Origin of the sequence: Ruegeria lacuscaerulensis (assembly GCF_013033355.1) — a bacterium.
GTDB lineage: Bacteria > Pseudomonadota > Alphaproteobacteria > Rhodobacterales > Rhodobacteraceae > Ruegeria > Ruegeria lacuscaerulensis_A.
Genome location: NZ_WQDY01000001.1, coordinates 78,809 through 100,248 on the forward strand (window position 1 = coordinate 78,809; position 21,440 = coordinate 100,248).

21 protein-coding genes are annotated in these 21,440 nt (G+C 58.3%); 13 read left to right on the plus strand and 8 right to left on the minus strand.

All coding sequences use genetic code 11. The features are described from left to right. Positions 1 to 76: 76 nt before the first annotated feature. From GOW48_RS00355 to GOW48_RS00390, 8 genes are all read left to right on the plus strand, one after another. On the plus strand, positions 77 to 1,216 hold the full coding sequence (locus tag GOW48_RS00355) for an aromatic ring-hydroxylating oxygenase subunit alpha (protein WP_170750498.1): 1,140 nt from the start codon (positions 77 to 79) through the stop codon (positions 1,214 to 1,216). Then, positions 1,213 to 2,748 carry a choline-sulfatase gene (gene betC, locus GOW48_RS00360; RefSeq protein WP_170750500.1) on the plus strand — a complete coding sequence of 512 codons (1,536 nt, stop codon included), beginning with the start codon at positions 1,213 to 1,215 and terminating at the stop codon, positions 2,746 to 2,748. The genes GOW48_RS00355 and betC overlap by 4 nt, the downstream gene beginning before the upstream one ends. Beyond that, on the plus strand, positions 2,745 to 3,536 hold the full coding sequence (locus tag GOW48_RS00365) for an SDR family NAD(P)-dependent oxidoreductase (RefSeq protein WP_170750502.1): 792 nt from the start codon (positions 2,745 to 2,747) through the stop codon (positions 3,534 to 3,536). The genes betC and GOW48_RS00365 overlap by 4 nt, the downstream gene beginning before the upstream one ends. A 97-nt stretch (positions 3,537 to 3,633) precedes the next feature. Continuing rightward, a complete protein-coding gene (locus tag GOW48_RS00370; RefSeq protein ID WP_170750504.1) occupies positions 3,634 to 4,374 on the plus strand; it encodes an SDR family NAD(P)-dependent oxidoreductase in 741 nt (246 codons plus the stop codon). Then, positions 4,374 to 5,312: a 3-hydroxyacyl-CoA dehydrogenase NAD-binding domain-containing protein gene (locus GOW48_RS00375; protein WP_170750506.1), complete on the plus strand. Its 939-nt coding sequence runs from the start codon at positions 4,374 to 4,376 to the stop codon at positions 5,310 to 5,312. Before GOW48_RS00370 ends, GOW48_RS00375 begins: the two co-directional genes overlap by 1 nt. Positions 5,313 to 5,526: 214 nt before the next feature. Beyond that, on the plus strand, positions 5,527 to 5,718 hold the full coding sequence (locus tag GOW48_RS00380; protein ID WP_170352707.1) for a hypothetical protein: 192 nt from the start codon (positions 5,527 to 5,529) through the stop codon (positions 5,716 to 5,718). Next, positions 5,715 to 7,208 carry a GMC oxidoreductase gene (locus tag GOW48_RS22695; protein ID WP_170750508.1) on the plus strand — a complete coding sequence of 498 codons (1,494 nt, stop codon included), beginning with the start codon at positions 5,715 to 5,717 and terminating at the stop codon, positions 7,206 to 7,208. The genes GOW48_RS00380 and GOW48_RS22695 overlap by 4 nt, the downstream gene beginning before the upstream one ends. Positions 7,209 to 7,370: 162 nt before the next feature. After that, on the plus strand, positions 7,371 to 8,708 hold the full coding sequence (locus GOW48_RS00390; RefSeq protein ID WP_234899398.1) for an MATE family efflux transporter: 1,338 nt from the start codon (positions 7,371 to 7,373) through the stop codon (positions 8,706 to 8,708). 8 nt (positions 8,709 to 8,716) lie between these two features. Here the strand turns inward: GOW48_RS00390 and GOW48_RS00395 are convergent, their stop codons facing one another. The 8 genes from GOW48_RS00395 to GOW48_RS00430 all read right to left on the minus strand — a co-directional run bounded on the left by GOW48_RS00395 (position 8,717) and on the right by GOW48_RS00430 (position 16,275). Beyond that, on the minus strand, positions 8,717 to 9,814 hold the full coding sequence (locus tag GOW48_RS00395) for a M56 family metallopeptidase (protein WP_170750512.1): 1,098 nt from the start codon (positions 9,812 to 9,814) through the stop codon (positions 8,717 to 8,719). After that, on the minus strand, positions 9,801 to 10,196 hold the full coding sequence (locus GOW48_RS00400; protein WP_170352711.1) for a BlaI/MecI/CopY family transcriptional regulator: 396 nt from the start codon (positions 10,194 to 10,196) through the stop codon (positions 9,801 to 9,803). The genes GOW48_RS00395 and GOW48_RS00400 overlap by 14 nt, the downstream gene beginning before the upstream one ends. A gap of 66 nt (positions 10,197 to 10,262) precedes the next feature. Continuing rightward, a complete protein-coding gene (locus tag GOW48_RS00405) occupies positions 10,263 to 10,664 on the minus strand; it encodes a DUF2160 domain-containing protein (RefSeq protein WP_170352712.1) in 402 nt (133 codons plus the stop codon). A gap of 8 nt (positions 10,665 to 10,672) precedes the next feature. Next, positions 10,673 to 11,470, minus strand: coding sequence for a carbohydrate ABC transporter permease (locus GOW48_RS00410; protein WP_170750514.1), 798 nt, complete (start codon positions 11,468 to 11,470; stop codon positions 10,673 to 10,675). After that, positions 11,467 to 12,330, minus strand: a complete 864-nt coding sequence (locus tag GOW48_RS00415) for a carbohydrate ABC transporter permease (RefSeq protein ID WP_170724206.1) — start codon at positions 12,328 to 12,330, stop codon at positions 11,467 to 11,469. The genes GOW48_RS00410 and GOW48_RS00415 overlap by 4 nt, the downstream gene beginning before the upstream one ends. Continuing rightward, the gene (locus GOW48_RS00420; RefSeq protein WP_170750516.1) at positions 12,330 to 13,403 is read right to left on the minus strand and encodes an ABC transporter ATP-binding protein; all 1,074 of its coding nucleotides are present in this window, start codon (positions 13,401 to 13,403) and stop codon (positions 12,330 to 12,332) included. The genes GOW48_RS00415 and GOW48_RS00420 overlap by 1 nt, the downstream gene beginning before the upstream one ends. A 1-nt stretch (position 13,404) precedes the next feature. After that, positions 13,405 to 14,454, minus strand: coding sequence for an ABC transporter ATP-binding protein (locus GOW48_RS00425; RefSeq protein WP_170750518.1), 1,050 nt, complete (start codon positions 14,452 to 14,454; stop codon positions 13,405 to 13,407). Positions 14,455 to 14,535: 81 nt separating this feature from the next. After that, the gene (locus GOW48_RS00430; protein ID WP_170352717.1) at positions 14,536 to 16,275 is read right to left on the minus strand and encodes an ABC transporter substrate-binding protein; all 1,740 of its coding nucleotides are present in this window, start codon (positions 16,273 to 16,275) and stop codon (positions 14,536 to 14,538) included. A gap of 309 nt (positions 16,276 to 16,584) precedes the next feature. On the opposite strand from GOW48_RS00430, the gene GOW48_RS00435 reads away from it, so the two are divergent. The 5 genes from GOW48_RS00435 to GOW48_RS00455 are packed head-to-tail and all read left to right on the plus strand — an operon-like array spanning position 16,585 to position 21,439. Beyond that, complete coding sequence (locus tag GOW48_RS00435; protein ID WP_170750520.1) at positions 16,585 to 17,946, plus strand: V-type ATP synthase subunit B; 1,362 nt, start codon at positions 16,585 to 16,587, stop codon at positions 17,944 to 17,946. Then, on the plus strand, positions 17,924 to 18,529 hold the full coding sequence (locus GOW48_RS00440; RefSeq protein WP_170352719.1) for a V-type ATP synthase subunit D: 606 nt from the start codon (positions 17,924 to 17,926) through the stop codon (positions 18,527 to 18,529). The genes GOW48_RS00435 and GOW48_RS00440 overlap by 23 nt, the downstream gene beginning before the upstream one ends. Continuing rightward, positions 18,526 to 20,322, plus strand: a complete 1,797-nt coding sequence (locus GOW48_RS00445) for a V-type ATP synthase subunit I (protein WP_170750522.1) — start codon at positions 18,526 to 18,528, stop codon at positions 20,320 to 20,322. The genes GOW48_RS00440 and GOW48_RS00445 overlap by 4 nt, the downstream gene beginning before the upstream one ends. Then, positions 20,319 to 20,762, plus strand: coding sequence for an ATP synthase subunit C (locus GOW48_RS00450; RefSeq protein ID WP_170352721.1), 444 nt, complete (start codon positions 20,319 to 20,321; stop codon positions 20,760 to 20,762). The genes GOW48_RS00445 and GOW48_RS00450 overlap by 4 nt, the downstream gene beginning before the upstream one ends. Next, entirely contained in the window at positions 20,762 to 21,439 is a 678-nt protein-coding gene (locus GOW48_RS00455; RefSeq protein WP_170750524.1) for a hypothetical protein, read from the plus strand. The genes GOW48_RS00450 and GOW48_RS00455 overlap by 1 nt, the downstream gene beginning before the upstream one ends. Position 21,440 lies beyond the last annotated feature (1 nt).

Sequence of the window (21,440 nt, forward strand, 5' to 3'; positions counted from 1 at the left end):
GTGTTTTTTCCACGGATCATGAGCCTGATGACCCAATTGGCGGGCCAATTTACGGCCCGATTTCGCGGAGAGAACGATGAGCGAGCTACCCTCAAAAGCGCAATTTGATACGATTTGTGAAGGCTTTAGCCCCGATCCGTTCAACTCAAGCTCGCTCAAAGCTGACGCCTATGTGGATCCTCGTTGGTACCAGGCAGATGTGGCAGCGATTCTTGCGAAGACATGGCAATGGGTGTGTCATGTCGAAAAGCTGCGTCGACCGGGATCTTATTTGACGACTGAGATTGCAGGCCGACCGATTGCGGTGGTTCGGGATCGTCAGGGGGTATTGCGTGCGTTTTATAACGTCTGCAAACACCGGGCGCATCACTTGTTAACCGGCGAAGGCGAAACGACGCGCATCATGTGCCCATATCATGCATGGGTCTATAAACTGGACGGTCAGCTTGTTCGGGCGCCCGAGACCGAAAGCCTGACAGGTTTCGATACTGCGGATATCTGCCTGGACCAAGTTGGAGTGGAAGAGTTCGCCGGTTTTATCTTTGTGAACCTCGACCCCGGGGCGCGCCCGTTATCCGAGGTCTCTGGCGATCTGCAGACTGAAATCCGCCATTGGGCGCCCGATATCGATAATCTGACTTTTGGTCATCGACTGACCTATGACATCAAGTCGAACTGGAAGAATGTCGTCGACAACTTTCTTGAGTGTTATCATTGTCCGACTGCACACAAAGATTTCTGTGACCTGGTCGACATGGACACCTACAAGGTCACGACCTACGGGATCTATTCCAGCCATATGGCAGAGGCGGGCAAGGGCGCAAACTCGGCCTATGACGTGTCCAACGCGACCGTTCGTACGCATGCGGTCTGGTGGTTGTGGCCCACGACCTGCCTGATGCGCTATCCGGGAAGATCGTCGATGATTGTCTTGAACGTTATCCCGGTAGGCCCTGATCGCACGCTGGAAACCTATGACTTCTTTTTGGAAACTCCTGAGCCTGACGATATGGAGCTTGAAGCGATCCGCTATCTTGACGAAGTACTGCAGCGCGAAGACATAGATATTGTTGAAAGTGTGCAGCGCGGCATGAATACCCCGGCTTTCTCGCAGGGGCGGATCGTTCACGACCCCAGCGGATCGGGTAAATCCGAGCATGCGGTTCACCATTTTCATGGTCTTGTGCTGGACGCCTATGAAATGGTTGCGCCGTGAGGCGGCCCAATATCGTCGTCATCATGGCCGATCAGCTAGCACCGCATTTTTGCGGCGCTTATGGCCATCCGACGGTGAAGACACCTCATATTGATGCGTTGGCGGCTCGGGGGATGCGGTTCGATGCGGCGTATTGCAATTCTCCGCTGTGCGCGCCGTCGCGGTTCGCATTTATGTCGGGACAACTGATCAGCCGGATTGCAGCCTATGACAATGCCAGCGAGTTCAAAGCTTCGGTCCCCACCTTTGCGCATTACCTAAAGGCGCTGGGATATCGGACTTGCCTGTCCGGTAAAATGCACTTTGTCGGCCCCGACCAGAAACACGGGTTCGAGGATCGGGTGACGACCGATATCTATCCGGCTGATTTCGCCTGGACGCCGGATTGGGAGGCTCCGGATGAACGGATCGACAAATGGTACCACAACATGCAAACCGTCAAAGAAAGCGGCGTGGCCATCGCAACCTTCCAGACAGACTATGATGACGAGGTCGAATTTGCAGCTCGTCGATGGCTGATTGATCGGGGCAGGGATCGGGCCGCGGGGGATGCCGCGCCGTTTTGCATGGTCGCAAGTTTCATCCACCCGCACGATCCCTATGTGGCAAAACCCGAATGGTGGAACTTGTACTCGGACCTGGACGTTCCGATGCCGGATTACACGCTTACACCAGAGGAGCAGGATCCGTACTCACGCCGCGTGATGGACGGGATCGAAGCAAGCTATGTGCCGTTGAATGATGAGGAGGTTCGTCGTGCACGCCGCGCTTATCTGGCAAATGTCAGCTATTTCGACAGCAAAGTCGGTGCCATCATCAAGGCGCTGGAAGATATCGGAGAACGCGACAACACAATCGTCATCGTGACCGCAGACCACGGCGACATGCTGGGCGAGCGCGGGCTTTGGTACAAGATGAACTTCTTTGAACACTCGGCACGGGTGCCGCTGATCATGGCGGGGCCAGAGATCGCTTGTGGGGCGGCCGCGAGTGCGTGCTCTTTGGTGGATCTGTTGCCGACCTTCATTGATATTGCCGGTGGAACAGATGCCATTCTGGGCGAACCGATTGATGGCCGATCGTTGATGTCTCTGGCGCGAGGGCAGGTCGACACGGTGGATGAGGCCATCGGCGAGTACTGCGCCGAGATGACGCCCTATCCTGTATTCATGATCCGTCGGGGGGCGCTCAAGTACATTCATTGTGACCCCGATCCGCCGCAGTTGTATGATTTGGAACAGGATCCCGGTGAACGGACGAACGTCGCGAATGACCCTGCCTACATCAAACAAGCCAGGGCTTTTGCGGCCGAGGTCGCCCATCGCTGGGACAGCGAGGCGTTGCGTAAGGATGTGATCGCGACCCAGAAATCGCGACGTGCCCTACACGCCGCAATGGAGGCCGGTGCCTGCGAAGCGTGGGACTATACGCCTCGGCGCGACGCGACGCAGGAATACGTCCGTAATCATATGGACTGGACTGCGGCCGCCGCAAGATATCGGTACCCGCCCCGAAAGGAGAACAGTGAATGATGCTGAAAGGCAAAACCGCTTTGGTCACCGGCGGACGCGGGGGGATCGGACGCGCCATCGTTTCGCGTTTCCTGCGCGAAGGGGCCCGCGTTTACGCTGCAGATCTTTCACCCGAGGGGTCGCTGGCGAAACATAATGAAGATGGCAGCATCTTCATAACACTCGACGTCACGCAAGAAGCTGACGCGGTCGCGGCGATGCAGAAGGTCGGGGCAGAATCTGGACAGTTGGACATTCTGGTCAACGCGGCAGGGATCGAGATTGAAAAGACGATCGAGGAAACGACACTGGAAGAGTGGAACCTGTCGTTTGCGGTCAATGTCACCGGGACATTTTTGACATCGAAACACGCGCTGCCGCTGATGCGTAAGGCAGCACAGGGAACCACGGCGTCTATCATCAACTTCGGCAGCTATGACGGCTTTATAGCCGACCCCGGTCTGGCTGCTTATTGTGCGACCAAAGGCGCGGTTCATGCGTTGACTAGGGCCATGGCCTGCGATCACGGCCCTGAAGGCATTCGCGTGAACGCGATTTGCCCGGGCTATGTCGACACTCCGATGTTGCAGAGCTTTTTCTCGGGTGACGGTTCAGGCGGAGGTGGCAAGTCGATCGACCAGTTGCAGCAGGCGGTTCGCGACGTCCACCCGATGCGGACCTATGGCACACCTGATGATATCGCAAACCTCGTGAATTGGCTGGCCTCGGACGAGGCGCGTTACGCCAGCGGACAGCTTTGGGTCTTGGACGGGGGCTTGAGCGCTCAGGTTCAGCAGATGAAGTTATGACGGCCCCTGATCTTAGGGACGAACCGGGCATGCCGTCGACAAGCGGGGTTGCGGTAGGGATAGACGCCGCCTTGCAAAGCAGTTCAGGAGAATAGTGATGCGTTTGGCTGGTAAAAGAGCGCTGGTGACAGGCGGTAGGCAGGGTATCGGGCGCGGGATCGTCGAGGCGTTTGTTCGCGAAGGCGCAGCTGTCACCACGTGTGGTCGCGGTACCCGTCCGACAGATCTGGGCAAGGAGGTGATCTGGTACACGCTGGACGTAACCGATGCTGCTGCCGTTGCGGAACTGGCCTTCACAACCGACGGTACGGATATTCTGGTAAATAACGCCGGTGTGCAGGTGGAAAAGACTGTCGCGGACAGTACGGACGCGGATTGGAAGGCGGTCATAGGGACAAATTGCCGGGGCGTATTCAATCTCTGCCGCGCTTACATCCCCCGCATGCCCGAGGGCGGTTCGATTATCAATATTGGTTCTATTTCTGGCCATGTCGCTGATCCGTCTATGGCGCTGTACAATGCGTCCAAGGCATTTGTGCATGGGTTGACACGGTCCATTGCTGTGGATCACGGCCCGCGCATTCGCTGTAACGCGATTTGCCCGGGGTGGATCGAGACAGGAATGCTCGACGCCGGTTTCGATTTGGCTGGCGATCCGGATGCCGCGCGAAAAGATGCGCTGACCCGGCACGCGATGCGCCGTTTTGGCAAACCCGAAGATATCGCATCCATGGCCCTTTGGCTGGCCTCGGACGAGGCCGGGTTCGCAACAGGGCAATTGTTCACAGTGGACGGCGGCATGACCGCTGCCTCCCCACTCAATCCGGGGCTGTTTTGATGGATGTTAAACATACGGCTTGTCTTGGCGGTGGCGTCATCGGTGCCAGTTGGGCGGCGCTTTTTCTGGCCTCTGGCCGCTCGGTCGCGATCTATGATCCCGCTCCGGATGTCGAAGGTAAGGTTCGCGCCTATATCGAAGAAGCGTGGCCGACGCTGGCCGCGCTTGGCTTGACTGAAACCGTCGGGCCTAACGCGATCACCTTTTGCACAGACCCGGCAGCAGCCGTTGAAGGCGCAGATTTTATTCAGGAAAACGTCCCCGAAAGGCTAGAGGTCAAACACGCGACCTTTGCCAGTATTGAACCTTCGCTTTCAGCGCATGCAATCGTTGCCAGCTCGGCGTCCGGTTTGACGTTAAGCCAGATGCAATCTGGCTGGAGAGACCCCTCTCGGTTTGTTCTGGGGCATCCGTTCAATCCTCCGCACTTGATCCCCTTGGTCGAGGTGTTGGGAAATGACAGGACGACATCGGGAGTGGTCGAAACCGCCCAGCGGTTTTACGAGAGTTTGGGTAAGACCACCATTCGCCTGAACAAGGAAGTCCCGGGTCACGTCGCCAATCGCCTGCAGGCGGCTTTGTGGCGCGAGGCTATCCATCTTGTGATATCGGGCGTCGCGTCGGTCGAGGATGTGGACAAAGCTGTTTGGGCCGGGCCGGGCCTGCGATGGGCGGCGATGGGGCCGACAATGCTGTTCAACCTTGGCGCGGGCGATGGTGGGTTGGATGCGTTTTGCGATCATTTTTCCCAGACCTTCAACCGGTGGTGGGATGATCTGGGTCAGGTCTATTTGACAGATGATGTAAGGCAGCAGCTGACCGCAGGGATAAAAGCGCAAACACAGGGAATGCCGCCTGCGGCCCTGTCGCGAGAACGCGATGCACTGATCGTGGCACTGCAAAAGTCGGTTTCGGATGTGCGCCGAAATCAGGCTTAACGGCAGGCACACCCACCGGCTTTTTGCCTACGTAAGAACAGATTTCCCAGATATGCGCGCCCTCCGAAACATCGCCCAATCCGGCGTAGTATGGAAATATTTGAAATTCTGGTGTGTTCCGCCTAGCATTGATGACATGTGGCCCTCGGGTGTTTGCTTTACCCGTGTCAGGTCTTCGTAGTGTGAATGAGTTTTCTAGTTTGCGGTGACTGAAATGAATCTATTTTCCAGCCGTCGGCGGGTCCTTGCGATGCTTCTTTCTGCGGTTGCGGTGGTGCCAGTCGCGCGGATCGGCTTGATGAAACTTAAAGACAATCCCCTTCCACAGGTGCCAGAGCCGCGACTGACTCTGGTCGACGGATGGCTGCTGGATGAAAGTGACCCCGGCGCAGGAGAAGCGTCGTGATCCTTGATGCGCGTTCCGAAATTCCAAACCTCGACGGGACGTATGATTGCTGTGTCATAGGTTCGGGGCCGGCGGGTTTGTCGCTGGCATTAAAAATGGCCGAGGCGGGCAAACGGGTGCTTGTACTAGAGGCCGGTGACAGGGACATCGAGTCAGAGTCGCAAGACCTTTACGAAGGTCAGGATCTGGGCGTTGAGTACGGATCTCTTTCTGCCACGCGCATGCGGGCCTTGGGTGGGTCGACGTCTGCATGGTATGGCCGTTGCCCTATGCTTGATCCCTTTGACTTTTTGCCTCGTGAAGATGTGCCACTGAGTGGTTGGCCTATCGGCTTTGATGACCTGCAGCCTTATCAGGCGGGCGCAGAACGTATGTTGGGCACGGGTAAATTCGGCCCTCGACTTCGCAAACCAGCAGACGAAACCGGACAAATCGACATCGTCGAGCAAAGGTTCAGTTCGGATCGCGAGTTTTATGACGTGCGTGATGACGAAGCAGCCCGCTTTGGAACCAAATACTTGTCGGATCTGGAGACTTCGGAGAACATTGATCTGGTCCTGAATGCCAACGTCGTGGGCTTCACAGTTGATGGCGACAGCGGCAACGTCACTCAAGCACATGTTCGAAACTATGCTGAAGGTGAAGGAAAAGTTCAGGCAGACACCTTCGTGCTGGCGATGGGTGGCGTTGAAAACAGCCGTATGTTGCTGCATTTGAATGCGCAGGAAAACAACCGGTTTGGCAATCAGAATGACATGGTCGGTCGCTGTTTCATGGAGCACCCGATTGTCGTGTTTGGTGCCTACTTTATCACCAAGCGCCTATACTCTCATTCAGCGTCATGGGAGTTCGAACGCCTTCTGCGTCGCTCGGTTCCGGAACTGATGTTAAGTCCCAGCCAAGAGACAATGATGGCAAATGGCTGGTTGAATTCCAGCGTCAGGCTGGAACGTCTGAAACAGCGTCCGATTGCGAAAGCGCTGGTAGGGGATTCTGAGTTCATCAAGGGGCTGACCTACGATCAGGACTATTTCTTTACGGGTGATTGTTTCGTTACGGGCGAACAACAGCCCAATATGGACAGCCGTATCGTTCTGACCGAACAACGTGATCGCTTTGGGCTGAATGTTGTTGGGCTTGATCTGCAATTCACTGACAAAGATATCGAAACCATGCGCGGTTCGGCAGGTGAGGCGGCTAAGTTCTTGATCCGAAATGGACTGGGGCGGATGCGGATGGTGCCTGAGCTTTGGGACTTAGCGCCAGTTGAAGAGATCGGGCTGGGCTATTCAAACCATCACATGGGCGGGGCGCGGATGTCTGCGACGGCTGAAACCGGGGTCGTGGATTCTGATTGCAAAGTGCATGGGGCCACTAATCTCTACGTCGCGGGTTCTGGTGTATTTCCGACATGTGGACAGGCGAACCCCACTTTCACCATCGTGCAATTATCGCTGCGTCTGGCCGACCATTTGATCGCACGGAGTTAACGGGCACTGGTTTCAGCGATGCAACGGTCAATTTCGGGTTGCTCAGATCGGTTGTGCGTTGTCTCTGTATGACAACAAATGGGGGCGGGAAATCCAATGGCAAATCAAGCGTCCGGTAGGGCGGTCTTTTTGACAGGCAGCCTCATGCGGCATGTGACACGCATGTCCTTGACCACAAGTATTGGCTTGATGGCCATTTTCGCTGTCGATTTTGTGGATATGGTTTTCATCGCGATGCTCGGGAATGATGCGTTGGCTGCGGCGGTGGGATATGCGGGAACGCTGTTGTTCTTCACCAATTCCGTCAACGTGGGCCTGTCCATCGCGGCCGGGGCGCTTGTCGCTCGCGAACTTGGTGGCGGTCGGGGCGATCGTGCCCGCCATTACGCCACCAGCGTCGCCATGCTGGGGGTCATGTTCGGGATTCTGGTATCCGGGATTGTCCTGTTCAATCTCAGCTTTTTCCTCTCACTGCTGGGGGCAGAGGGCGAGGTCCTACGGCTGGCTGCACGCTATGTTTCGATAATTCTGCCAACGATGTGGGTCATGGCTTTGGCCATGGCGGGTATGGCTGTTCTGCGTGCCCATGGAGATGCGCGTCGTTCCATGATGGCGACGATTTATGGCGGAGTAGCAAATGCCGTGCTGGATCCGATTCTGATCTTTGCTGTCGGGTTGGGACTGGACGGTGCGGCTATTGCATCGGTGATCGCCCGTCTCTGTATGTTGGTTTTTGCGCTTGGGCCGGCGATCAGGGTACACCGCGCTTTTGCGCGGCCTTCGATGCGGCAAGTCGCCCAGGATTTCCAGGCGGTGCGCGGCATCGCCGTACCTGCGGTGCTGACCAATATCGCAACACCTGTGGGCAACGCTATTGTCATACGCGAAGTCGCTCAATTCGGAACAGATGCCGTGGCGGGCATGGCAATCATCGCGCGGCTGATGCCTGTTGCGTTTTCAGTCGTGTTTGCGTTGTCGGGGGCCATTGGTCCAATCGTCGGTCAGAATTTTGGGGCCGGGCAGTACGATCGCGTCAAGGAAACTTTTCTGGCAGGGGTGAAATTTACCGGCGTCTACGTCCTGTTGATGGCCGCAGTTTTGTTCGTGCTGCGCGCGCCCATCGCCGATCTGTTTCAAGCGCAAGAAGAGACGCGGTCTTTGATCTACTTGTTTTGTGGGCCGTTGGCGCTGGCGTCGTTTTTCAACGGCGTGATCTTTGTCTCCAATGCCAGCTTTAACAATCTGGGGCACCCCATTTATTCCACTTGGGTGAATTGGGGACGGCATACACTGGGGACGTGGCCGTTTGCAGTCGCGGGCGCATATGTTGCCGGAGCACCGGGAGTGTTGTTGGGCCAAGCCTTTGGTGGGGTCATATTCGCTTTGGTCTGTTGGGTGCTTGTGCGCCGCGTTGTGTCCGGCCTGAAAGCGCCACAGCGTGTTGATCCTTTTGCAGGGCAGAACCGCCTGCAGGCCCTGTTTGGCCGCCGGGGGTGGTAGCCCCCGGATCAGTTGCCAGCGTTGCGGGCCTCAAGACGCTCCAGATTGACGACCGTGGACAGCATAAGCCGGTCGTGGCTCCAGTCTTCGGTCTGCTGGACAGAAGCAGCGCCCAAGCCCAGAACGGCGGCGAATGTCAGCGTTAGGACAAGGAAAACGACCGGTGCCGTGGATTGCACCGACGGGGCCTCGGTCAGGGCCAATACACGTTGGCGCAGGACTCGCTTGGCTTTTCCACCGGTCACAAGCGCGACGTTCAGAACACGCGGGCTGCCGCGGCTGATCGTTTTGGCGCAGTAGTCCAGCAGGCAGTTCGTATAGTCGCGCGCGTCGATACCCCTGCGGGAGACCACCGACTGGTCACAAGCCAGTTCGCGCAAGCGGTCGAATTGATATTTCAGCGCAATATAGGCTGGATTCCAGAACAGCAGGGGGCGAAGCAGTTCAAAACCCAATTCCCATTCCACATCGCCGGCGCGCACGTGTTGCAGCTCATGCGCAAGGGCAAATCGCAGCTCGCGCGGGGTGTCCAGCAGGTGGCTGGGCAAAACGACATGACGGCGGAACAGGCCGCGAACCGCAAAGGGCACGGTAATCCGGTCCGACAGACGAATGTCTACTTTGGCCGAGCGACGCCAAAGAAAGCTGTTTTGAATAGTTTGGCGGATCGCTATCCCATCGCGGACGGCCCGCAATAGATAGACAACCGCCATAACCGCCAAAAGGGACAGAGCAGCAGACACCAATGGATAGGCGCCCGAGAGCAATATTTCGACCCAGCGTTCACGCGTGTTCAGAAGCGCTTCAAACTGGGTTGCAGGCATTGCGATTTCTCCGCGCAAGTAGGCCGCTACGGCGATGTCGCCTATTGCGACTGTCCCGTTAGACGACGTTTGCGCCGCAAGCGCGCCTATACCCACAGCCAACACTGGGCTGATCAAAACGCACAGGCACAACGCTTTGAGCGCCCTCAACTGCGCAACAAATCCATATTGCATCGGAGTTTTGGTCAGAGCCACCCGGGCGGCCATCCAAATCAGGGCAGCAAGACCCAGCACGATGTTTAATTCCAGATATACGTCGAGAACCGGTTTAACCGCTGTCATTTTGCAGTCTCCTCTCTACCAGTGCCCGAATATCCTCCAGATCGGCTTCGCTCAGGCCCGCATCGTCAACCAGACGCGCCACCAGCGAGGCAGGCGTGTCATCGAACAATGTACGCGAGAGGTTCTGCAACGACCGTGCCTGATACTTGTCCTTCTCCAGCAGCGGCGTATAGATCAGCGTCTTGCCGTCCTTGCGGCTTTCGACAAAGCCTTTCTCGTCGAGAATCCGCAGGATGGTTGCGCCAGAGGTATAGGCCAGATTGCGTTCTGGTGGCAGACGATCAAGCACGTCACGGACCGAGCCCTGACCAAGTGCCCAGAGCTCATTCATGAACTCCAGCTCTACCTCGGTCAGAAGGTTTGTTGTCTTTTTCTTTCGCATCGGTCTTTCGTGTCGCATTTTTTAGTATGCCTGACAGACAAGCATCCTTTCGCTGTTTCGCAAAGCTCAAACTTTCCAGAAGACGAAAATCCCCCAGCCGATCGACAGGAATAGCGGGGTCCAGACGGGCTGACCGACGATCCCAAGCCAAGCGAGGAAGATATAGGCCGATCCCAGCAGGGTGATGAACAGCCGGTCGCCTAGGGTGGTCGTCAGGCCCAGCACGCCGCGCCGTTCGATCCCGTCGCGGAACTTGAACCCTTCGAGCACGCCAATCAGGGCGATGGCCGAAAAGATGCCGACGAACAGCGCCAGCGTTGCGGGCGTCCAGGCCATCCAGAAATCGGGCCACAAGGGATCGGTCCAGGAAAACCCTTTTTCCTCTTGCTGGCCGACACTGCCCCAGCCCGCCTGTTGGGCCGCCGCCATCGACGGCAGGAAGGGGAGGGTGAGAAGTAGTTTACGCATATCGAACCTCACACACGGCCCATCGCGAACCCACGCGCGATGTAGTTGCGGACAAACCAGATGACGATGGCACCGGGGATGATGGTCAGCGTACCGGCCGCAGCCAGCAGGCCAAGCTCATACCCAGCGCTGGAGGCGGTGCGGGTCATCACGGCGGCGATGGGTTTCGCCTCGACCGCCGTGAGGGTTTTGGCCAGCAGCATTTCGACCCATGAGAACATGAAGCAGAAGAACGCCGCGACACCCACGCCCGCTTTGATGTTGGGCAGGAAGATCGTCACGAAGAAGCGCGGGAAGGAATAGCCGTCGACATAAGCGGTTTCGTCCAGTTCCTTGGGGATGCCGCGCATGAAGCCTTCCAGAATCCAGACCGCCAACGGGACGTTGAACAGCGTATGCGCCAGCGCCACGGCCAGATGGGTGTCAAACAGCCCGATCGAGGAATAGAGCTGAAAGAACGGCAGCGCGAACACGGCGGCCGGGGCCATCCGGTTGGTCAGCAGCCAAAAGAACAGCTGCTTGTCGCCCAGAAACCGATAACGCGAGAACGCATAAGCCGCAGGCAGGGCCACACAGACCGACAGCACCGTGTTCAGCGTCACATAGACGATCGAGTTGATATAGCCCCAATACCACGTCGGATCGGTGAAGATGGTAATGTAATTCTCCAGCGTAAAAGTCTGGGGAAACAGGGAAAAGCCCGACAGGATCTCGTTCGTGGTCTTGAAGGACATCGCGACCAGCCAATAGATCGGCAGCATCAGGAACGCGACATAGAGAATCGGGATGATGGAGCGCTTTTTCATTCTGCGTCATCCTTTGTCATCAGAGTGTAGAAGACCCACGACACAAGCAGCGTGATGGCGAAATAGATCAGGCTCATTGCCGCCGCAGGGCCAAGGTCGAACTGTCCCAGCGCGATCTTCACAAGGTCGATCGACAGCAAGGTGGTTGAGTTGCCGGGGCCACCGCCGGTCAGAACGAAGGGCTCGGTATAGATGTTGAAACTGTCCATGAACCGCAGCAGAACGGCGATGGTCAGGACGGTTTTCATCTTGGGCAGCTGGATATAGCGGAACACCGACCACGGGCTGGCTCCGTCGATCTTGGCCGCTTGATAATAGGCATCTGGGATCGACACGAGGCCCGCATAGCACAGCAGGACAACCAGCGAGGTCCAGTGCCAGACATCCATGACAATGACCGTGATCCAAGCCGACAGCGGCTGCTGCGTCATGTCATAGTTGATGCCCAGAACGTCATTCAGGAAGTATCCCATCAGGCCGATTTTCGGCAGGGTGAAGATGTTCCACATCGAGCCCACCACGTTCCAAGGAATAAGCATCGGCAGGGCCATCAGCACCAGACAGACTGGCACCCAGAACCCTTTGCGGGGCATCGATAGGGCTACAATAATGCCAAGAGGCACCTCGATCAGCAGGATCAGGAAGGTAAAGAGGAACTGCCGACCGAGGGCTGCTTGGAACCGATCTGAGCGCAGGATTTGTTCGAACCAGCCCAGTCCTTCCCAGAAGAACTGGTTGTTGCCAAAGGTTTCCTGCACCGAGTAGTTGACCACCGTCATCATCGGCACCAGCGCGTTGAACGCGACCAGCGCCAGTACCGGCAGGACAAAGAACCACGCTTTTTGGTTTTCCGTTCTCATCAGCTGCGCTCCTCGGTTGCGATCCAGCCGTCGCGGTATACGCGGGATTGTTCTGGTTTGAATTGCAGGAAGACCTCTGAGCCCGGTTCAGGCACAGAGTGTTCGGTCACGGCCTTGAGGGCCGTGTTGCCGACCATCGCGCTGACCACATAGTGGCGGCCGATATCGGACACTTTAGTGACATGCGCCGGAATGCCTGTATCGCCAAAGCCCACATATTCCGGGCGGATACCCAGATCAGTGCGTCCTCCGTCGCCATGGGTTGGGCCTTCCAGCACCACTTCATGGCCCTCAAACACGGCCCGGTCGCCCTTGGCCTCGCAGGGTAGAACATTCATGCCGGGTGAGCCGATGAAGTGACCCACAAACGTATGCTGAGGGCGCTCGAACAGTTCAACCGGCGTGCCGATCTGCACCACTTCGCCTTCTTGCATGACAACGACTTCGTCGGCGAAGGTCAGGGCCTCGGTCTGGTCGTGGGTCACGTAGATCATCGTGGCTTTGACCCGCTGGTGCAGCTCTTTCAGCTTGGACCGCAGTTTCCATTTCAGATGTGGGTCAATCACGGTCAGCGGTTCGTCAAACATCACCGCGTTCACGTCGTCGCGCACTAGCCCGCGTCCCATCGAGATTTTCTGCTTGTTATCCGGGCTGAGGCCGCTGGCGCGGGTGCTCAGCATATCCGTGACATCCAGCATTTCGGCAATCTCATCGACTCGGCGTTTGATCGTTGCCGGGTCAACGCCTCGGTTTTTCAGCGGAAAGGCCAGGTTTTCGCCCACAGTCATCGTGTCGTAGATCACTGGAAACTGGAACACCTGCGCAATGTTGCGCTGGTCGGGGGGCAGGGTGGTCACGTCCCGATCATCGAACAAGATTTGTCCTTCGGACGGGGTCAGAAGGCCCGAGATGATGTTCAGCAAGGTGGACTTGCCGCAGCCCGACGGCCCCAGCAGCGCATAGGCTCCGCCATCGCGCCATGTGACGTCGATTTCCTTTAGCGCATAATCTTCGGGGCCTTTCGGCGCGGGCATATAGCTGTGTCGCAGGTTCGAAAGTTTTATCTGTGCCATGTCAGGCCACCCTTTTGCCGTCTTGGCTGAAATACCGGCAATGCGCCGGGTTCATGTAGAAACTGTGATCTTCGCCAACTTGGTAGGGATGCACCCCCGCCGCCAGCGAGACCCAATCATCTGATCCATGCCGGAAATGCGCGCTGGAATCTGAGCCAGACAGCTCGGTCACAATGACCCGGCCTGTCAGTTCCACATCCGCATCAGATGTGCGGAACGGCGTCACCCGGTGCGGGCGCACGGCGACCATGTAGTCTCCATCGTCCATGTCCGAGACGGCCCAGCCTCCGCCACCTGCCAGTTGCGCTTGAGCGCCCGATACGGTGATGTGGGCCACGTTGATCGGTGGGTCCGAGAACACACGCGCGGCGGCGATGTTTTCAGGATTACGATAGATATCTGCTGTGGGGCCGAACTGCGTGACGCGGCCATCCTCCATCAGGGCGGTGTAGCCGCCCAGCAGCAGCGCCTCTTCTGGTTCCGAGGTCGCATAAACCACCACGGCCCCGCGCCCCGCGAACAAATCGGGCAGTTGCTCGCGCAGTTCTTCGCGCAGTTTGTAGTCGAGGTTTGCCAGAGGCTCGTCCAGAAACACCGCGCGGCTTTCCTTGGCAATCGCGCGGGCGAGAGCTGTACGCTGTTGTTGACCCCCCGACAGCTCATGCGGGCGGCGGTGCAGCATGGGGCGCAACTGCAGCAGGTCGGCGGCCTCTTCCACGCGGCCTTCGATCTCGGATTGCGCCATGCCCGCCACGCGCAGGGGCGAGGCGATATTGTCGAAAACAGTCATATGCGGGTAGTTCACAAAGAACTGGTGCACCAGGCTGATCTGTCGCTTTTGCGTGTTCAGCCGGGTCACATCCTGCCCATCTATCAGCACTGTGCCCGAGGCCATCGGATCCAGCCCGGCCATCATCTTGATCAGAGAGGTCTTGCCCGATCCCGTAGCCCCCAGCAGCACATTGAAATGGCCGGTCTGCAGCTTCAGGTTGGTAGGCTTGATATGAATAACGTTGCCAACCCGCTTGGTGGCGTCTTGAAGTTCGATCATGTCCGTGGGTTCCGGTCCTTCAGTGCAGCGCACTGGTCGTGGGGTGGGGATGCCGCGCACGGCACCCCCGGTTGCATTGGCTTAGTTGGCCTGCCAGCGCGCAACCAGTTCGTCATAGTTGACGGTCTGGCCCTGCGGCTTTTCGTTGTCCAACTTGGCCTTGGGCGAACCCGCTTTTTCCAGCCAGAAGGCAGGGTCCTGCGGCTCGTTCAGGCGTGGGCCACAGCCGCCATAGACGTTGGCGGCCTCATCGGCGGCCTGCATCCGGGCCATGGTGATGTCCATCTCCTCGGCCAGACGATCCATCGCCTCTTGCGGGGTGAAGGCGCCCGAGTTCACGTCACCGATCTGCTGCCACCAGATCTGGGCCAGCTTCGGATAGTCCGGAACATTGATGCCAGTCGGCGACCATGCCACACGATCGGGCGAGCGGTAGAACTCGACCAGACCACCCAGCTTGGGTGCGCGTTCGGTGAAGGACTCGTGGTTGACCGAGCTGTCGCGGATGAAGGTCAGACCCACGTGGGACTTCTTCACATCGACAGTCTTGGACGTCACGAACTGAGCGTAAAGCCACGCGGCCTGGGCACGATCCGAGGGGGTCGACTTGAGGAACGTCCAGGAGCCCACGTCCTGATAACCAACTTTCTGACCTTCTTCCCAGTAGGGGCCATGCGGGCTGGGCGCCATCCGCCACAGCGGCGTGCCTTCGTCATCCACGGTGTTGTTGCCTTCGGACTTCGGCTTGACCATGTCGGCGGTAAAGGCGGTGTACCAGAAGATTTGCTGGGCCACGTTGCCTTGGCTGAGCGCCGGCAGCGACTGGTAGAAGTCATAAGACGCCGAACCCGGAGGCGCATAGTTCCGCAGCCATTCGTCCCATTTTCGGATCGCGTAGACCGCAGCCGGACCGTTTGCAGCACCACCGCGCGACACAGACGCGCCAACGGGGTTACAGGTGCCCGCTTCCATGCGGATGCCCCATTCGTCGACCGGAACACCGTTCGGCTCGCCCACGTCACCGGCACCGGCCATCGACAGCCAAGCGTCGGTCATACGCCAGCCCAGGTCCGGCGCGCGCTTGCCGTAATCCATGTGGCCATAGATTGCGACACCGTCGATTTCTTTCACGTCATTGGTGAAGAACTCGGCGATGTCCTCGTAGGCTGACCAGTTGACAGGAACACCAAGGTCATAGCCATACTTCTCTTTAAATGCGGCCTTGTTGGCCTCATCATCGAACCAGTCCTTGCGGAACCAATAGAGGTTCGCGAACTGCTGGTCGGGCAACTGATACAGGTTTCCGTCCGGGCCAGTGGTGAACTGAATGCCCATGAAGTCATCCAGATCCAGCGTCGGCGATGTGGTCGCCGCCCAGTCACCTGCCATCTGTTCGGTCAGGTTATAGGCCAGTTGAAGGCGCGAGTGCGTACCGATCAGGTCACTGTCGTTGACATAGCCGTCATACAGGTTCCGGCCCGTCTGCATCTGGGTCTGAACAGCTTGAACCACTTCGCCTTCGCCCAGGATCTGGTGGTTGACCTTGATGCCGGTGATTTCCTCGAATGCCTTGGTCAGAACCTCGGATTCATACGAGTGCGTGGGGATGCCTTCGGACAGAACGTTGATTTCCATCCCGGCATAGGGTTGTGCAGCTTCGATGAACCACTTCATCTCGCCCATCTGTTCGTCTTTCGACAGGGTCGATGGCTGGAATTCGTCGTCGATCCAACGTGTTGCTGCGGCTTCGTCGGCCCAAGCAGAGCCGTGGCCCGCAATGACGGCCGCCGCCGCCACTGCGCAAAGTAGATGTCTCCGCATCTGTCTCCTCCCAAAGATTATGTGATCCGGTGCGGACCGGATAGCGCTCAGCATCAGCGATTTTTTGCATATGTGTCAAACTAAATTTTTAGTAAATGAGATTGGTCACCTTACAGCCTTAAAAACATGCGCTTTTTGATGATGAGGGCCTTTGACGGACGGATTCGCGCGTCTTGTCGGGTAACTCATTCGTTGATCGGCATCTATCCTTGCCAAGTTGTTGATTCTTAGTAAGCTGCTTCCACGTACAAGCCCCGAAGCGGTGCGCGCCCGGGCGACAAATTTTATTTTTATGACTGAGGATGTTTCATGTCCCAAAGTCTTTTGAAGTACACACGCGTTCTGGAAATTGTCGGCGACACGATCAAGGTTCGGGTGCCGCTGGACGGGTCGGCTGACGCCGCTGTGCGGTTCAACGATCTGGCGGTGATCGAAACCATCGACGGACACAAAACGCTGGCGCAGGCGATTTTCATCGACCGGGATGTGGTGACGCTGCAGGTGTTCTCGGGCACCAAGGGTATCTCGACCGAGGCGACAGCCACTTTTCTGGGTCATCCGATGCAGACGCCGTACTCGGCGAATATTCTGGGCCGTGTTTTTGACGGGGCAGGGGTGGCAATCGACGGTGGGCCGGACCTTTCGTCCGAGCCGCGGATCGAGATTGGCGGGCCGACGGTGAACCCCTCGGAACGTGCAGTGCCCAACAAGATGATCCGCACCGATGTCCCGATGATCGACGTGTTCAACACGTTGGTGGAAAGCCAGAAAATCCCGATCTTTTCGGTCTCGGGCGAGCCGTTCAATGCCTTTCTCAGCCGGATCGGCATTCAGGCGGATGCTGATATCGTTGTCTTTGGTGGGCTGGGGCTGATCTTTGACGACTATCACACGTTCCGGACGTCGTTCGAGGATGCGGGCGTGTTCTCGCGCACGGTGATGTTCGTCAATCAAGCGATGGACCCGCTGGTGGAACGGCTGCTGGTGCCGGATATGGCGCTGGCGGTGGCCGAGAAATTCGCGGTTGAGGAAGGCAAGCGGGTGCTGGTTCTTCTGACCGACATGACCGCCTATGCTGATGCGATGAAAGAGGTGGGGATCAGTCAGGAACGCGTGCCCTCGCAGCGCGGCTATATGGGTGATCTTTATTCGCAATTGGCGCGGCGGTATGAGAAGGCGTGCGATTACGCAAAGGGGGGCTCGGTCACAGTGCTGACCGTGACGACAATGCCCGGCAATGACGTGACGCACCCGGTGCCCGACAACACGGGCTATATCACCGAAGGCCAGTTCTACCTGCATTCGGGGGTGATTGACCCGTTCGGCAGCCTGTCACGCCTCAAGCAGAACGTGATCGGCAAGACCACGCGTGAAGATCACGGGCAGATCATGAACACGATGATCCGCTTCTATTCCGAAAGCCGCGATGCGGCGCAGAAACAGGCGATGGCCTTTGATCTGTCGGATTACGATCACCAGTTGCTGAAATTCGGCGCGCTGTTCCGGGCGCGGTTCATGGATATCAACGTCTCGATCCCGCTGGAGGACGCGCTGGATCTGGGGTGGAAGACGCTGGCCGAGTGTTTCCAGCCTGAACAGTTGCTGATGAAGCAGGCCTTGGTCGACAAGTATTTCCCAAAGGATACCGATGGCGCGGTTGCAGCTGAATAAATCGTCGCTGGCGCGCCAGCAGACCCAGCTGAAAAGCTATGAGCGGTTCCTGCCGTCGCTGGACCTCAAGCGCCAGCAGTTGATGGCGGAACGCGCCAAGGCGCGCGAAGATGTCCAACGCCTTCAGCGAGAGGTGCATGATCTGGCGCAGCAGGTCGGGGAAAAGCTGCCGATGCTGGCACAGCAGGGGGTCGACCTGGACGGGTTGGTCGAGTTGAAGGATTACCAGTTGAAAGAGGTCAACGTGGTCGGCGTCAAGATGCCCGATCTGGACCGGATCGAAGTTGCCGTGCGACCCTATTCGCTGTTGGCCAAACCCCATTGGGTCGATGCTACCTCCAGCCTGTTGCACGACATGATCGAGGCGCGGCTGCGTGTGAAGGTCGCCGAGGAACGGGTGCGCATCTTCGATAAGGCCGTGGCCACGATCACGCAGCGGGTGAACCTGTTCGAGAAGGTTCTGATCCCGCGCGCCAAGGCCAATATCAAGAAGATCCGCATCTATCTGAGCGATGAACAGATGCAATCGGTTGTGCGCTCGAAGATCTCCAAACGCAAACATGCGCAGGAGGCACTGACATGAGCGTTGCACGGCTGAAGAAACTGTCCCTCGTCGGACCGGCCGCGCATAAGGGCGACACGTTAGAGGCGTTGCAGGAGCTAGGTTGTATGCATGTACTGCCGCTGGCGCCTCCACCCGCCGAGCCGGAAAAGATCAGCGAACGTGGCGCGCATGACGCCTATAAGGCGCTGCGCTTTTTGACCGACGTGGCCGACCCGCGCCGCCAGATACAGCGCGATCCGGCCTTCGACATGGACCAGTTCGTGCGCGACGTGCTTGACCTGATGCAGCGCACCCGAGAGGCAACAGATCGGCGGGATTTTCTGGCGCATCGGATTGCGCAGGTGCGTCCGTGGGGGGACCTGGACTTTCCACCCGATGACGTTCTGGCGGGCAATCGGCTGTGGTTCTACCAACTGCCGGTGAAACACCGCGAGGCGCTGTCCGAGGTCAAACTGCCCTGGGCCATTCTGGAACAGGATCACCGCTATATTTACGCCGTGCTGATCGCGCCCGACGATCCGGGCGACGATATCCTGCCGGTGCCGCGCACCCATACCGGGTCACTGCCGATCCATGAGCTTGAAGCGCAGCTGGAAGAGGCCGAGATCGCCATTGAGGCGCTGGAGGCCGAACGCATCGCCCAAACCCGATACCTGACCCTGATGCGCCGCAACCTGTCGGCGGCGGAAAGCGCAGCGGAACTGGCCCACGCCACACAGAAGGTCCGCGACGAGGGCGCGATGTTTGCCCTGCAGGGCTGGGTGCCCGAAGATCGTGTGGATGCGGTGCTGGAGATGGCGCAAATGCGAGACGGTGCTGTTCTGATCGAGGAACCGGGCCCGGATGACGCGCCGCCGACGCTGCTGGAGCAGCCCGAAAACCGCAGCGCGGCTGTCGATCTGGCGCTGTTTTACCAGATACCGGGCTACAAGGATTGGGATCCAAGCATCATTGTTGCGGCCTCATTTGCGATCTTCTTTGCAATGATCGTGGCGGATGCGGGTTATGGCGCGGTGATCCTGCTGGGCCTGCTGGCCTTCTGGAAAAAGATGGACAAGACCCCGGCGCAGCGGTCGTGGCGGCTCTATGGTGTGATCATCGCGGGTGCGACGGTGATTTATGGGGTCATGGTCGGCAGCTATTTCGGCGCGTCCCCGGCAGAGGGGTCGATCTGGGCGCGGCTCAAGATACTGGATCTGAACAATTTCAACGCGATGATGATGATCTCGATCGTGGTGGGGGTGTTCCATCTGGTGCTGGCCAACGCATTGGCCGCGCGGGCGGCGTGGGGACGGCGCCGAGCGGTTGCCAATATAGGTTGGATCGGAGTGCTAATCGGCGGGTTTGTTCTGTGGTTGGCCTACATGAACGACGGCGCGACCCTGCCCGGAGCGGTCCTGATGGTCGCAGGCTTTCTGACCATTCTGCTGTTCACTAGCGAGCGACAGATCACCAAACCAACCGACTGGCTGTGGCGTCTGATCGAAGGGCTGCAGGGGCTGGCGGGTGCGATGGGGGCGTTTGGCGATGTCCTGAGTTACATGCGCCTGTTTGCGCTGGGGCTGGCCTCGGCCTCGCTGGCGATCACGTTCAACGATCTGGCGGTCCAAGTGATGCAGGCGCTGAAAGGGCCGGGCATCCTGTTCGGGCTGCTGATTCTGATTGCCGGGCATCTCCTCAATTTCGCCCTCGCGATGATGAGTGGCGTCGTCCACGGGTTACGTCTGAATTACATCGAATTCTTTAAATGGGGTCTGCCGGATGAAGGCATCGTCTTTCGCCCGTTCGCCCGCAAGGAGGTTCAGGAATGAATGAGCTTGTATTGACACTGGGTTGGCTGGGAATCTACGCACCCATGGCTTTGGGTGCGGCGTCCAGCGCCATAGGTTGTGCCATCGCGGGGCAGGCCAGCATCGGCGCGATGACCGAGACCGAGGGCGGCTATGGCCGGTTCATCGGCGTTTCGGCGTTTCCGTCGACCATGGTGATTTATGGCATTGTGATCATGTTTACGCTGAACCGCGATGTGACCCCGGAAAACGCGGGCGGGCTGTTCGGTATCGGCATCCTGTCGGGGATTGCGCTGATGTATTGCGGCATCTGGCAGGGCCGGGCCTGTGCGGCGGCGATCAATGCCACCAAGGAGAAACCGGAAATCTTCGGCCTGTCGCTGGCTCCGGCGGCGATCATCGAAGGCTTTGGCGTCTTCGCCTTTGTCTTTGCGTTGGTCATTAGCGCGGGGATCAGCTGATGGCACAGGACGGGATGATCTCGCACGGGGTTGATGCGCTGATCGACAAGCTGCGCAGCGATGGCGTGGCAGCGGGGCAGGCGGATGCGGATAAGCTGCGCAACGACGCCAGGGCCGAGGCGGCGAAGATCCTCGCCGATGCCAAGCGCGAAGCGGATGAGTATCAGAAAAAGGCCCGTACCGAATCCGACAATTACCGCGCCGCCGGGGAAGAGGCGCTGAACACCGCCATGCGTGATGCGGTGTTGACCATGAAGGCGGGTCTGACCGATCGGTTCCGCGAAGATGTCGAACGCCTTGTCACCAAGGAAATGGCTGATCCCGAGATGTTGAAACAGATGATCCTCGAGGTCGTCGGGCGCGCGGCGGAAGGGGCCAAGCTGGACGGTAAGGTGCAGGTGATCCTGCCCGCCAAGGTGGCCACGCAAGAGGATATCAAGCAGAACGCTGACGATATCCAGTCGGGCAAGCTGACGAAATATGTGCTGGGCCTGACCGCCGACATGCTGCGCGAACAGGTGGAACTTCACGCCGCAGACGGCACGCAGGACGGTATCCGGGTGCGCGCCGAGGATCAGGGCGTGGTACTGGATTTGACGGATAAGGCCGTGGCCTCATTGCTGATGGAGCATCTGCAACCCCGGTTCCGTGCCGTGTTGGAAGGGGTGATCCGGTAAC